The sequence below is a fragment of the bacterium genome (genome assembly GCA_024228115.1).
GTDB lineage: Bacteria > Myxococcota_A > UBA9160 > UBA9160 > UBA6930.
This window is the reverse complement of sequence record JAAETT010000339.1, coordinates 1-13738: the sequence shown is the minus strand read 5'-3', so window position 1 is coordinate 13738 and position 13738 is coordinate 1. Positions and strand designations below refer to the sequence as shown.

The 13738-nt window shown below is 67.2% G+C and carries 9 protein-coding genes; 4 read left to right on the top strand and 5 right to left on the bottom strand.

What is annotated here, in order from left to right; all coding sequences use genetic code 11:
• Positions 1-243: 243 nt before the first annotated feature.
• On the bottom strand, positions 244-2607 hold the full coding sequence (locus GY937_15075) for a hypothetical protein (protein ID MCP5058027.1): 2364 nt from the start codon (positions 2605-2607) through the stop codon (positions 244-246).
• A 282-nt stretch (positions 2608-2889) separates the two neighbouring features.
• Between GY937_15075 and GY937_15070 the strand changes: the two genes are divergently transcribed.
• On the top strand, positions 2890-3465 hold the full coding sequence (locus GY937_15070; protein ID MCP5058026.1) for a hypothetical protein: 576 nt from the start codon (positions 2890-2892) through the stop codon (positions 3463-3465).
• Between the two features lie 4 nt (positions 3466-3469).
• On the opposite strand, the gene GY937_15065 is transcribed toward GY937_15070, so the two are convergent.
• Positions 3470-4081 carry a GNAT family N-acetyltransferase gene (locus GY937_15065; GenBank protein ID MCP5058025.1) on the bottom strand — a complete coding sequence of 204 codons (612 nt, stop codon included), beginning with the start codon at positions 4079-4081 and terminating at the stop codon, positions 3470-3472.
• Between the two features lie 66 nt (positions 4082-4147).
• A complete protein-coding gene (locus GY937_15060) occupies positions 4148-4612 on the bottom strand; it encodes a gamma-glutamylcyclotransferase (GenBank protein ID MCP5058024.1) in 465 nt (154 codons plus the stop codon).
• Positions 4613-5137: 525 nt separating this feature from the next.
• Between GY937_15060 and GY937_15055 the strand changes: the two genes are divergently transcribed.
• On the top strand, positions 5138-7999 hold the full coding sequence (locus tag GY937_15055) for an FAD-dependent oxidoreductase (protein ID MCP5058023.1): 2862 nt from the start codon (positions 5138-5140) through the stop codon (positions 7997-7999).
• A 63-nt stretch (positions 8000-8062) separates the two neighbouring features.
• Here GY937_15055 and GY937_15050 read toward each other — a convergent pair whose 3' ends face one another.
• Positions 8063-9643 (bottom strand): hypothetical protein, encoded by a 1581-nt coding sequence (locus GY937_15050; protein ID MCP5058022.1) that lies wholly within the window; start codon positions 9641-9643, stop codon positions 8063-8065.
• A 934-nt stretch (positions 9644-10577) separates the two neighbouring features.
• Between GY937_15050 and GY937_15045 the strand changes: the two genes are divergently transcribed.
• A complete protein-coding gene (locus GY937_15045; protein MCP5058021.1) occupies positions 10578-11315 on the top strand; it encodes a PEP-CTERM sorting domain-containing protein in 738 nt (245 codons plus the stop codon).
• Between the two features lie 109 nt (positions 11316-11424).
• On the opposite strand, the gene GY937_15040 is transcribed toward GY937_15045, so the two are convergent.
• The gene (locus GY937_15040; protein ID MCP5058020.1) at positions 11425-11724 is read right to left on the bottom strand and encodes a hypothetical protein; all 300 of its coding nucleotides are present in this window, start codon (positions 11722-11724) and stop codon (positions 11425-11427) included.
• Positions 11725-12074: 350 nt separating this feature from the next.
• Here GY937_15040 and GY937_15035 point away from each other — a divergent pair, with 350 nt between their 5' ends.
• On the top strand, positions 12075-12845 hold the full coding sequence (locus GY937_15035; GenBank protein ID MCP5058019.1) for an IS1595 family transposase: 771 nt from the start codon (positions 12075-12077) through the stop codon (positions 12843-12845).
• Positions 12846-13738 lie beyond the last annotated feature (893 nt).

Genomic DNA, 13738 nt, shown 5'->3' with positions numbered 1-13738 from the left:
GCGCACACTGCGCTTCGAATGGATCCATTTGCCGGCGCGAATCGCTCGGCCTCAGGGGCGCGCCGAGCTGCGGATCGCTGCCGAGGCCTCCACCCGCCAACGATTCAATCGGGCCATCGAACAACTCGCCGCCTGACCCGGACCGATACCCTCAGGGGCCCGGATCCAATGACGGATTGGGGCTAGAAGACGATCTGCTCCTCCACCAGGCGGTCGATCTCTTCCGGCTCGATGCCGACGACCTCACCCAGAACGTAGGCGTTGTGCTGTCCGAGCAGGGGGCTGGGCTCGCTGATCTCGACGCCTTCCATCCGCCAGGGTGGGCGCACGACGCGCAGCGTTCCCAGGTGCGGATGCCCGATCGAAACGAACGCCTCGCGCACGGCCAGGTGCGGATCGTGCGCCAGACTCGTCCCGCTCTGCACGCGTGCTGCTGCGATGCCCGCCGCCTGGAGCACGTCGACCACCTCCTCCGGCGACCGCGCGCGCGTCCAGGCCTCGACGCGCTCGTCGAGCCGGTCTTCGTTTCGCTTGCGGCCGTGTGCCGTCGCGAACTCCGACGCCAGGAGCTCGGCGTCGTCCATGAGCTGCGCGAAGGACTCCCACTGCGGGTCGGTCTCCACGGCAATCGTGACCCATTCGCCTTCGCCCCGGCACGCGTAGCAGCCGTGGGGTGCCATCCAGTCGTCCCGATTCCCCATGCGCCCCGGCACCTGACCGCTCAGCTGATAGTCGAGGAACGCGTGGCCCATCATCGCGCTCATCACCTCGGTAGACGAGAGATCGATCTCCTGGCCCTCGCCCGTGCGGCGGCGGTGGTGCAACGCGGCCAGCACCGCGAGTGCCGACGCCGTCCCGACCCGTAGATCCACGGAACCGCTCAGCGAGCTGGGCGGCAGGTCCGGATGCCCGGAGATGCTGGCGATGCCCGAGAGGCAGGCGAAGGTGGGCGCGTACCCCGCGTAGCTGCCCTCCGGCCCGGTGGCGCCCACGGCCGACGAAGAGAGCATGATCAGGTCGGGGCAGACGGCGGCGAGGTCCGCGTAGCCAAGCCCCATGCGCTCGAGCACGCCCGGCCGCATGTTCTGGAGCACCACGTCGCACCTGGCCACGAGCTTCTTGACGAGGTCGCGCCCCCCCCTCGGTCTTCAGGTTCAGCGTGACGCTGCGCTTGCCGAGGTTCAGGTCGTTGAAGACGGGGGATGCGTCGTAGTCACCCGAGAGCGACCCCGCCGTGAGCGAGTGGACGCGTGCGTGATCGAGACGCGCGCGGCTCTCGATCTTGATCACCTCGGCGCCCAGCATCCCCAGCAGCAGCGCCCCCTGCGGCCCGGCCCAGGCCCATGTGAAGTCGGCGATGCGAACGCCCTCCAGCGGGCGGCGCAGCTCGGTGGAGGACGTCACCGCGGAGGGTCGGCACCGATCCGGCGACGCTTCGAGCTCGGCCCGGATCTCGTCGTCGTGCTCGCCGAGCAGGGGCGCGCGCCTTCCCACCCAGGCGGTCTTCGACGCGCGGAAGGGTGCGGTGGGCATGGAGAGGGTTCCCGCACGGGGGTGATCGACGTCCCGGAAGAAGCCGCGCGCGCGGGGCTGCCGCCAGGCCAGCACCTCTGCGACGTCGCGCACGGGCGCCGCCGGCGTGCCCTCGGCCTGGGCGAGGTGGTAGATCTCCTCCCGAGTATGCTCGCGCCCCCATTCCTCCTTGCGCGCCGAGACCTCGTCCACGTGTGTCGTGCGCGCCTCGGCCGTCGCGCACCACTCCTCCCGCGCCCATGCCGGGCTGCCCATGGCGCGCACGAGGCCATCCCACTGGTGAGTCTCCAGCGCCGTGAGCATCACCCAGCCATCGCGCGCGCGGCTGAGGCCGCCCGGCCCTCCCCGTTTCGGGAAGGGGTCCGGCTCGTTGGCGAATCGCCCGATGGCCACACGCTCGAGGCACATCATCGCCTCCTGCTTGGAGCAATCGACGTGCTGCCCGCGTCCGGTGCTCGCCCGGGCATGGACCGCCGCCAGCGTTCCGAGCGCCGCCGTGAGGCCCGCGTCGTACTCGCCCAGGTAGCCGCCGCCCCGCGCCGGGGCGCGCCCGTCTGCGCCCAGCGGGGCGAAGGGCGATGCGTGGCCCCCCGCGTGGTAGAGGTTCAGGTGCTGGCTCGTGTGTCGAGCGTTCGGGCCGTCCTGACCGAAGGGCGTCAGGGACGTGACGATCAGGCCGGGGTTGCCAGCGGCCAGGGTCTCGTAGCCCAGGCCGAGGGCTTCGAGGGTGCCCGGCGCGCGGTCCTCGACCAGGACGTCCGCGCCAGCCGCCAGCCGTGTGAAGAGCGTCCGATCCTCCTCGCGCGTCGGATCCAGGCACAGTGAACGCTTGCTGGTGTTGAGGTAGAGAAACGTGCCACTGCGCTCGGGGTCCAGCGCACCGTCGACCGCGGGACCGCGGAGCCGCGATGGGTCGCCGCCGTCCGGCGATTCGAGCTTGATCACGTCGGCGCCGAGATCGCCCAGCAGCTTCGCACAGTATGGGGCCGCCACGCGCTCGCCCAGCTCCAGCACCCGGAGCCCCCCAAGCGGCCCGGCCTCCTGCTCATTTCGCTCCTCGTTCCGATTCGACATCCGAACGAACATTGCGCAGTGCCGGGCCCGAGTCGACTCGTCGGGCCCGTGGCTCCCGCGCCCGCCCGGCTCAGCGCTGGCGTCCCTCCTGGAGAGCGCTCCCTCCAGCGACTTCCGGCGGCATACATGGTCTCGTTGCGTTGACACCTCCGGAGGGGCGCGCCATGCGGAGTGGCAGCTCGCTGGGCGGGGGCCTGACCGCAACGATCGCGTCGGGGCCATCACCGGGACCGCGCTGTCGGGCGGGGGTGTCGGCCGGTGTCGCGCTACCGTCTGCCGATCATGAACGGACCCGTGAAGAGAGACCGGTTCCTGTTCGCCGCCCACGATGCGGTGAACGTGACCGTCTTCCTGGTCGTGCTGGCGCTGCCCCGTGTGGATCCCGGCCTGCTGGTGCAGGACTACATGACCGGGAAGATCCTCCACCTGCTCGGGCTCGGGTGGTTCTTCGCTGGGCTGATCGTGGCCACGGCCGTGGTGAGCCGCTTCGTCTGGATGCAGCCGGCGCTCGATCACCAGAAGCTCGCCTGGGGGTACCGCTTCATCCTGGTGCTCGAGCTGTTCTGCATTCCGAGCATCGCGCTCATGGCCTACGGCGGGATGTCGGTGGTCTCGTTGATCGGGGGGCTCGACGCCCAGCCCTGGGCCTATCAAGGCTACCTGTTCCTGTTGCTCTCTCCGGCCATCCTGATGATCACACCGCGCTTCGTCCACAAGCGCCTGATCAAGAACCCCGCCGTGGAGATCGAGCGCGAGCGGCGCGTCGCGTTCATGATGGACTGGAGCTTCATCGCCGTGATGACTCTCCTCTTCGGGAGCCTCACTGTCTCGATGGTCTGGAAGACAGCTCTCTTCTAGGGCGTCACGAGCGCGGCGCGCGGCGCATCGGCCAGATCCTCGGGCCGTCATCGGCCACCTTCAACTCGTGCGTGATCTCGAAGCCGTGGCGGAAGTAGAAGCCGTGGTTGCGCGCGGTCGAGGATTCGAGGTAAGCGGGGAGGCCCTCGCGATCGCAGGTCTCGAGCACGGGCGCGATCGCTTCGCCGCCGAGCCCCCGGCCGCGGACCTCGGCATGGGCGCCGAGCACGAAGAGGTAGAAGTGCGGCTCCTCGCGCTTTTGCACCTGCAGGGCCCGACCGAGCCCACCGAGCGCCTCCGGCGCCCTCTCCGCGCCGACGAGCTCGACGGTGAGCTTCGCCATGCGCGGCCCCCAGAATTCGTCGAAGATCGCGACGTCCGGCGGTGACCAGATCGCCGCCGCCCCGTTGTCGCCCGCGCTGTAGACGTGGCCCTTGGTGAGCCCGAGCTGGAGGTTGAAGTGCATCCAGCGGCGCAGGTTCTCACCGCGCGTCTCGGGGTCGGCGAAGAGCCACATCATCACCGGATCCTCGCTGAAGGCGCTCAGCAGGGTGTCAGCGAGCTGCGGGAGATCGCGCTCGAGGGCGTGGCGTGTCGGGGAAGGCGTGGAGTCCATGGAATCCTCAGCGTCCGATGGTGGCAGTCAAGGCGACGATCTCGGCGGCGGCGCCGTAGCTCCCTCTCACCGGCGCTCGTCGCCGGCCAGCTCGAAGCCCTCGAGGTAGCGGATGTAGGACGCTTCGAGTCCGTGATGTCGCGCGCCGTTCAGGATGAGCCCCATGTAACGCGCCGACGGCTTGCGGTCCGCCTGGCCCCGCGGCGACTGGTAGGTGAACGCGGCGAGGCCCCCGCCGTCTTCGAGGGCGAGCTCGATTTCGATGCGGCGGTACGCGCCGAGGGGGACACCCTCGGTGAGGTCCAGCCATCTCGCCGCCCGGTCAGTGATCCGGTAGGCCACGCCCGACACGCTGGCCTCCACCGCGGTGGCGACGTTTGCCGCACCGCGCTTGCCCCTGCCAGCGGGGAGGTCGAAGACCAGCCGGTAGCCGTCGAGCCGGGCACGCCGCACCTCGAGGGGACGCATGCGCCGACGTCCCTCGAACGTCCGCGGATCGAGGTTGCTGCCGTAAGCGAAGTACCAGGCCACGTCGGCTGCCCAGGGTAGCGGGCCGGCGGGGCAAGCGCGGCCTTGCGCTACGGCGGGCCGAGACCTGCGCCGACGACATGTACCTCTGCTGCATGATCCCAAACTTGCGCGCCCCGTCGCTCGTCGTCTGGCCCTTCGCTAGCTCGACCTCGGATTCTCGAAGCTTGTGGATGATCTGCTCCGGTCTGTGCAACTTCCAGGCATCTGCTCTCTCCTGCGTCGACCTGAACCATCTGGCTGGATCGATCTTGGCAGGGATTCTCCCAACAGGCCGTTGAAACAGTCCAACATCGGGCCAACCATGCAGCTGTTGCAGCCATGCGATCGAACGCAGACAGCCCACAGGGTGCTGGCTGCGGCGTAAGTCAGCTATTCTGCAACAGCGCTTCCTGGGTTCTCACCCCGTACGCCGTATCCCGTTCCCAGACGAAGAGGCGAGTTGGCCGCCGGGTCGACCAGGATGTTGATCCGCCTGAAGCCGCTCGCGGATCACGCGCACGACGGTTCTGCTCGGAGGTCACTTGAATGAAGATGCTGCACAACGCCACGATTCGTGAGCGCTACGACGTGGTCGTGGTGGGGGCCGGTATCGGCGGGCTGACCTCGGCCGCCCTGTTGGCCAAGAACGGTTTCGATGTGTTGCTGGTGGAGCAGCACTATCTGCCGGGCGGCTGTTGTTCGGCCATCCGTCGCAATGGCGTCACCATGGATGTGGGCTCGACCGTGCTCTACGGCTTCGGTGAAGAGGGCCTCAATGCTCACCGCTACGTGATGAACGAGCTTGGCGAAGACATCGACATGATCCGTCGCGAGTCCATGTACAGGCTGCACGTGGGCAAGCGGACCATCACCTTCTGGTACGACTTCGAGCGCTTCGCCACGGAGATGGCACACCTCTTCCCCCACCAGGAGAAGGAGCTGCGCGCGTTCTTCGACTACGGCCGTCGCATCTTCGAGTCCATCGTCACGGGCACGGACTACATCGTGCCCATGACCGAGGTGTCGCCCGAGCGCATGACGGAGCTGGGCGGCCCCTCTCCCGACATCATGGAGTTGACGAAGTGGATGGGGAAGTCCGGGCTCGACCTGTTCGAGCACTTCTTCTCTGACACCGAGCTGATCGCTTTCTTCGACATGCTCACACGCACCTTCTCGTACGTGGACGCGTCGGAGTGTCCGGCGATCCTGTCGCTGACCATGTTCGCGGACAACCACATCGGTGGTGCGTTCTATCCGCAGGGCTCGCCACAAATGCTCCCCAACAAGCTGGAGCGGGCCATCGAGCGTCACGGCGGCACCATCCTCTACCGCAACGGCGTGGAGGAGGTACTGATCGAGGAGGGGCGCGCCACGGGGGTGCGTCTCGCCGACGGCACGGTCGTGCGAGCGGAGCGCGTGGTGGCCAACTCCACGATCTGGAACCTGTACGGCAGGCTGGTGCGCGAACAGCACATCGATCCAGCGCGCATGACCTGGGCCCAGAACTTCAAGCCTAGCCACAGCAACGTGATCCTCTACATCCAACTCGACCGCTCCGTGCTCCCGGATGACCTGCATCCCATGGAGGTGATCATCGAGAACCCGGAGGACGTGGACGGCCACGGTGTGACCATCTACCTGCCGTCCTTGATCGATCCGAGCCTGGCACCCGACGGGATCTGCTCGGTGACCGTGACCTGTGTGTCCACCGAAAAGTGGCCCGCGCCCGATGATCCCAGCTACCGCGACGACGCCTACGCCGCCCGGAAGCAGGCGGCGGCAGACCACATCATTGCGCGCATCGAGAAACGGATCCCCGGCTTTGGCGCAGCCATCCAGGGGATGGAGGTGGCCACCCCCACGACGGCGGAGCGCTTCACTCTCCGCAACTGGGGCACGGTCGGTGGCCCCAAGCAGATGCTGGGCCAGGACCTGGGGAATCGTCCCCCGGCAACGACGGACTGGAAGCACCTGTACCTCGTAGGCGACTCCACCGTGATGGGCCTCGGGGTGCTGCCGGCCACCATGTCGGCGGTGGGTGCCGTCAATTTGATCCTGCGCGAGCAGGGCCGGCCGGAGTACATCGTCGAGGAGCAGACTGCGCAGCACGTGCATATCGGCCCGGGCAAGGCGCTGCCGCCACGGCAATCGCCCCAGCAGCCCGTGCAGTCGACCCTCCAGGCGATGCGCCTGGCGCGTGAATGCCAGCACTGCGAGAACGCTCCCTGCATTCAGGCCTGTCCTGCCGACATCGATCTCGTGGGCTTCATGCGTCGAGTAGAGTCGGGCAACTTCACGGGTGCCGCCGCTTCCATGCGCGAGATGAACCCGCTGGCGGAGATCTGCGGCAACGCTTGCCCTGCGGAGAGCACTTGCGAGGAGGCCTGTATCCACAACGGCATCGACGGGCAGCCCGTGCGCATCTCGGACGTGCACGCGTTCATCTGCGAGCAGGAGCCGCCCGTGCCTCAGCCGCCCTCCGAGCTCAAGTCGCAGCGCGTGGCCGTGGTCGGTGCGGGGCCGGCGGGGCTCACGTGCGCCCACTTCCTGGGCACGCTCGGCTACCAGGTGGACATCTTCGACCAGAACGAACAGCCGGGAGGGCTGCTGCGACACGCCGTGCGTCCCGACCGCTCGTCCGACGCCATGCTGGAGCGCGAGCTGCGCATCATCGATTTGCCCAACGTCAACGTACGCGGCGGCTGCGCGCTCGGGCGAGATGTGCGCCTGCCCGACCTGGAGAAGGAATACGATGCCGTATTCATGGCGCCGGGCCTGTGGTCCGGGCGGACCCTGGCCATCCCCGGTGCCGAGCATGCCACCGATGCGCTCAGCTTGCTGCGCGAGCGGCGCACGCGCGGCACCATCGAGGTGGGCGAGCGGGTGCTGATCGTGGGTGGCGGAAGTGTGGCCTCGGATGCCGCCTGTGCGGCCCTGGACGCCGGGGCAGGACAGGTGACGATCGTGTGCCTGGAACAGCCAGAAAGTGTGTGCATGCTGCCTTCCGAGCAGCGCGAGCTCCAGGAACGGGGCGCGAGTCTCCAGTTCGGCTGGGGCCCGCTGCGCGCAGAGCAGGGGGCGATGGTATTCGCGCGATGCACCGCTACGCATGACGCACAGGGGCGCTTCGGGCCCACACTCGACGGGGCCGATACCTGCAGCGTTCCCTTCGACCAGCTGGTGTATGCCGTGGGGCAACAGGCGGAACCCGGCCTCGCTACCCATCTACAGAACACGCTCGATCAGCCGGTGCCGCTCGCAGTGGACACTGACACCCAACGCGTCCCGGGTCGCGAAACTCTCTATGCGGGCGGCGACATCGTGCGTGGAGCTGGCACGATCGTCGAGGCGGTGGGCGATGGCCGGCGCGCTGCCCGCGCCATCGACGCTGCCCTCGCCGCCAGGTGATGCTCGTGAGTTGCCTTGCAACGGAGCGACGCGGCCCGCCCCCGGCCCGGCTGTCACCGCGGGCTACTGCGGCTCGATGTAGTTGAGCGCCAGCGCCGCGCGCTTGTCGAGGCTGTTGATGAACGGCAGCGCCTCTTCGCGGATCATGTGCCGAAGCCTCGGAGTCATCCAGGCCAGATGCTGCCGCTCCTCCACACTCGACCCGCGCAGCCGATAGAGCAGGTTGGCCATCAGCTGCTCTCGGACGCCGTCGAAGTTCACCTCGTGCATCATCTCGTCGAAGACGCCCTGCCCGCTCTCGCCTGCGAAGATCTGCCGGATGATCTCGCCCTTGTCGACATCCCAGTTCTCGCCAAGGTCGAACAGGAACGAGCAGTGTTGGCGCAGCCCTTCGAACCAGGCGTGGTCGTTCATCAGCTTCCGGAGGCCGAGCGCTGGGCCGAGCTTCAGCGCGGCGCGAAGCACCTGCGGCACCAGCTCTGCGACGTCGAAAGGATTGCTCGAGCTGACCTCGAGGTTGTGCATGTTCTTGAAGTCGCCCACCGGAAGGCGCGTCCCATCCAGGGGAACGACTCCGTCCTTGGGATTTCCGATCGAAATCGCCGAGCAGTCGAAGGGAATGAACGCGCCGCGCAGGGTCTTCAGGAACGCACTGCCGTGGAGCATCTGGTCCACACCGGGAATCCACGTCTTCACGGCGCACCGCACGCCGTCCCAATGGAGGGCCTTGTAGCGCCTGCCGTCGATCCCGGGCGGACTCCGGTCGATGCCGTCGAACGGAGCACCGAGCCCGATGGCCAGCGCCACGGGGCTGTAGCGGTGGACACGGCCACTGCGGGGCGAGTAGAAGAAGCGCCGCGAATCCTTCACGCGGACCTGGCGCATCCCGAGCTGCATCGCGCGGATGGCGACGAGACCACCCTGGCTGTGCCCGATCAGGAACATCCGCGGCGCGATCGCATCGAAGACGCGATTGACGATCTTCAGTGCGGTGTCGTCGGCGATCGGGGTGGGAATGCCATGATCGTCCACCACCTGGTCCGGGATGAAGGATGCGAATTCTGCCCGGAAGCGACCCTCGAGATCGACGAAGCGGCTCGCCGTCGAGGATCCCTGTAGCCAGGCAAGCGGGGCTTCGGGGATCGCCGCGCCCTCCTCCGCGAGTCGTTCGATGAAGCGCGTCTCTGCCATCTGGACCGCGATCTGCTGTGCGATCGGCGAGTCGTCGAGGTAGAAGATCTCCCGGATCACGTGGGGTCGGTCGCAATCGCGCCCCGCAGAACTCGCCAGGTGATGGAGGATCTGCTCGATCGCATGCTTGAACTTGACCGCCCGCGTGATGTGGACCTCTTCGAGCTTGCGCCTGGAGTTCTCCTCGAGATCCTGCGCCGTCATGACGCCCAGATTGGTCCGGTTGGCGACCCGGCGGACCTTCTGCTCACTCTCGAAATGGTCGGTGAGGCCCTGGCCGGTGGAGGCTGGACCGAACGTCCCCGCGATGAACTCGATGAGGTAGTTCTTCGGCAGGATCGACGGGCGCGGCGGCCCATCCGGCGGCACGCTCTTGTGTGGGCCGTTCTCCCCGTTTCCGGAGAACGAGGCCATGGCACGATCGACGGCCTCTCGCCAAGGGGCTGTGGGCATCGGGAGCTTCCGCGGGGGAGAGTTTGCTGCTTCGAGAGCGCTCGCCATTCTAGCCGCTGGTCCGCACGAGAGCTGGCCGCCGCCGGATCGTGCCCCCCCCGGGGGGCGGTGCTCACCGTGAGATCGCTGATCGACACGTTTCAGGCCTGATCGATGGCGAAGACGATCGATCACCGCGCTCGCGCACGGCACCTCCGTCCTCACGCTCGCTTCGGGCGTCGCGCGCCTTGCCGGCCTGAGCTGAGAGAGCCCTCTCGGGAGCTCAGCGTAAGAAGGGCACCAACCGACCCCAGGCTCGAAGCCTGGTGCTGGATGTCGAACCACCGGACAACGCAGCTCGAAGAGCCGCCCGCATCGAGGCGTCACGAGGTCGAAACCGAGCGTTCAACCCCAATTCCAGGCGCAACCAAAGCGCGGACCCGAGCACCTCCAGTTGGTGAACTCCCAAGCGAGTCCAGAAGGTTGGGACGGGTCGGACGGGGCTCGAAAGCCCAGCTCGACTATGCCCGGTTGACGGGAGTCTTCGCGTATCTCGTGGACTTCTCCAACGCCGGGAAGCCAGCGTGGCGCGAACAAGCCACTCGTCGCAGCAACCATGCGCAGCAACGCGCGGGACCAGACACCGCCATGGTCAGAATTGCTAAGCAAATTCAAGCGGTTATGGCGGGGCGGGTGGAACTCGAACCCGGCGATCCGCCGAAGAGCCCCGGAATAGAAGGGCTTCGTCCAGGGTATCGAGGGGCGTCCCGGGCTGCCGCGCCGCCTCCGGGGGTCTGGCTTGACGTTCCACTCCCGCCTGTGTCGTGGCGCGGGGCTCGCCTCGGCGCTGCTTGCTCACGCAAAACTCACGCCGCTGGCGACAACTCGGATGCCACCCCGGCCTTCGTCGCGCCACATATCAGGTACAGCGCTCCCGCTGCTCCTGGAGATCTTCATGCGGCTTCTGCTCCGGTCCACGCTACTGGTCCTCGTTCTGGGCCTGGCTTCCGGCTCGACGGCCCACGCGGCCAACTTTGCCTACACGGTGCAAGGCACCCTTGGCCAGTTCACCGGCGGGGGGCTCCTCGGCAACCAGCCGACCCCCTTCGACGTCCAGGGCCCGTTCGACATCGGCGACGCCTTCACGTTCACCTTCGAGGTCGACACCAATGCGCCGGTGCTGGCCGCGGGCGGCAACCAGTCCGCCTACACGGACGCGATCCTGAATCCCCGGCTCGCGGTCACCGGCGCGAGCCAGGTCTCCGTGATCCGCGCCGATGCCACCGCGGTGGACGAGCGCCAGTTCGGGCAGGCCACAGGCGGCGACGAGTGGGAGTTCCGGGTCGCCGGCGGCTCCACCAACTTCTCGAACGACGTGCCCATCCTGATGGCCCTCGACCCGAACACCAGCGCCCTGGTCTCCTTCTCCTTCTCCGACCTGAGCTTCCTCGTGTTCCCGCCCTTTGCCACGAACTTCTTCTCGCAGTCGCCGCCGGAGCTCGTCGCCCCGGACCCCGCCGACATCTTCGGCCGACAGCTGATCGCGTCCTGGTTCCAGCCCTCGACGTTCGAAGTCATCAACGCCGAGTTCACGGCCACCAGCATCACGCGGACCGTCGTCCCCGAACCGGGCGTCGGGGCGCTCACGCTCTTGGGCCTCGCACTTTTGTCACTCGGGCGGCGCCGCGGCTGACCCCACCGCCCCTGGAGTGGCGCTGCGCTAGCTCCGCCCTGCCCGTGAGAGATAGGGAAGACGGCGCGATCCGACCGCCTGGGCGCCTGACCTTCAACCAGACGCCGTCCTAGGGAAGTGATCTCGCAGGAAGACGTTCAGGTACGAAGCCGTGGATGTCCGCCCGCCGCAGAGCCGGGGTGATCCCTTGCTCGGCCGGGAGGGCGGCGAGGTCGCACACGCGCTCCGCGAAGCCTCCCAGAGATCGAATCTCATCGAAGAGACCGGGAATCGCTAGGACGCGGCGGGCCACACTTCGTGCGTCCTGAGGACCGCCTGATCGCGCGGCCCGCATCTGCTCGACGTGGGGATCGGCGATCCGAGTCGAAATGGCGCCCGTCACGATGCGGATCCACGCCGCGAAGATCAAGGCGAAACGGTCTGCTCCCCTGCCACCCAGGTCCAGGACGCTCGGGAGGAGGAGCGCGCGGAGCTTGAGGGAGCCACTGCTGGCCGTCTGGATCGCCAGATGCCGACCTGGTCGACGGCGTGTCTGCCGGCACTGTGGACAAGGCGGAAGTTGCGGTCTTGTTCCGCCAGAACTCCGCCAGCCAATAGTGGCACCGAATTCATCAGGCGACTTCGCGGCACGCCGGGAGGGAATCGAATCCCCGACCCCCAGGTTCGAAGCCTGAAACGACCCCCAAAGAAATCGCGGGGTTAGCGTGTCGCGTCCGCACACAGCGGCAGGGGCCGGCACAGAGCAGCACCGAGACGGCAGTGAAATCCGAACACGGCTGTATACGGCAGCGCCCAGAGGCCTTGTTTCACCGCACCCGCGTGCCACTGCTCATGTGGTTCTGGGCGATTTTCTTCCTGGCACGACACAAGAAGGGGATCTCCGCGCTCCAGCTCCAGCTCCAGCGCGACACGGGCGTAGGGAGCTATCAGACCGCCTGGACGATGCTCCACAAGCTCCGCTCGGCGCTGCGTCGCGGGCCCGCGCCTCGACTGGTGGGACTCGTAGAGGTCGACGAGGCCTTTGTGGGAGGCCGCGAGCGAGGGCGACGGGGCGGTCGTGAGGTGCTGAACAAGAGCATCGTGGTGGCGGCCGTGGAGCAGCGCGCTCACTCGGCCGGCCGGGTCCGGCTCGAAGTGCTGAAGCGTCTCCGCTTCGAGGAGAATCTGGGCCCCTTCGTCCGGGGCACGATCGACGCCAGCAAGGCCACGGTTCGCACCGATGGCTACGCCGGCTACGTCGGTCTGGAGGCCGAGGGCATACGCCACGAACGATGCATCCAAGGCAGCGACCGCGCTCGCTCGTCCGAGATCTTGCCCTGGGTGCACACGGTCTTCGGCAACCTCAAGACCTGGCTGCGCGGCAGCTTCCACCGTGTGAGCGGGAAGCACCTCCAGCTCTACCTCGATGAGTTCGCCTACCGCTTCGATCGCCGATGGCGCGAGGGCGAAATGTTCGGCTTCATCCTCGCCCGCGCCGTCCACGGCGAGCCCTGGCCCTACCACCGTCTCACAGCAGAGTCAGTCGGATAGGCAGGAGCGATCTAGCGGGCGCAGGAGGCCGCAGGCAGGCGCAATGGGCGGTACTACGACGGCCGCGGCGCGCGTATACGGCATCCAACTTCCCCACCACTTTCTGCGCGAACGCGCAGCTAAGCTACGAGACCCAGAGAGCAGCCTGCAATCCGAGGGAGAGGGCGATGTCGGTCTCGAAGAGACGCCAGAGGAAGCGCTCCGCCGAGCGACTTCGGGGCTCCACGGAGCCGCTCGACTTAGACAAACTGCTCGACGCACTCCCCGACCTGCTCCGGCGAATCGACGTTGTGCTTAGCGACCCACACCTCCGCCAAGCCGCCTACGTTCAGGAGCTCGCCGCTTCGCTCGACGAGTTCAGCGGCTCGGCTCGGAGAATGTGGCGCGGTCAGACCGCTGAGCGCTCATCCTACGTCTATGCCACAAGACTCACCAGGGACTTGCTTACGATGGCCGATGGGCTTGTCGGCAGGAAGACAGGCGGCGTTCCCCAGCCTGTCCGCGGTTCAGGACTATGTCGTTGCGAATTCTGAATGCGAGGCCGAACGACTGGAAAGGCGAACTCCCGAAATCCAAGCGGACTCGTGAATGATCTGCGATCACCCGAATCTTCTCGCGGGGACCAAGCCGTCGTTCAAACTCAGGCCAAGACGGAAAGACCTGCTCACCCAGGTGGTTGAGGAATGACTCGAGTGCAAACGCCGAGTAGAGGATCGACGTGGTGGGGTCGGGCGGGTCCCTCCGAAGATGGTCACTAGTCCCTTGTATCGACCAAAGGCGGAAGTGTTGTCATGCTAAGCACTGCGTCCCCCGCAGCCAATCGGTTCTCGCCGTGTCGCGGGCCGATTCATGGGGCCCGTATGTCGAAGAAGCGGTATCGGATTGACTTGACG

Excerpts from the sequence above, each read along its gene's own strand:
- GY937_15075 (MCP5058027.1), bottom strand. The coding sequence starts at position 2,607 with ATGTCGAATCGGAACGAGGAGCGAAATGAGCAGGAGGCCGGGCCGCTT.
- GY937_15070 (MCP5058026.1), top strand. The coding sequence starts at position 2,890 with ATGAACGGACCCGTGAAGAGAGACCGGTTCCTGTTCGCCGCCCACGAT.
- GY937_15065 (MCP5058025.1), bottom strand. The coding sequence starts at position 4,081 with ATGGACTCCACGCCTTCCCCGACACGCCACGCCCTCGAGCGCGATCTC.
- GY937_15055 (MCP5058023.1), top strand. The coding sequence starts at position 5,138 with ATGAAGATGCTGCACAACGCCACGATTCGTGAGCGCTACGACGTGGTC.
- GY937_15050 (MCP5058022.1), bottom strand. The coding sequence starts at position 9,643 with ATGCCCACAGCCCCTTGGCGAGAGGCCGTCGATCGTGCCATGGCCTCG.
- GY937_15045 (MCP5058021.1), top strand. The coding sequence starts at position 10,578 with ATGCGGCTTCTGCTCCGGTCCACGCTACTGGTCCTCGTTCTGGGCCTG.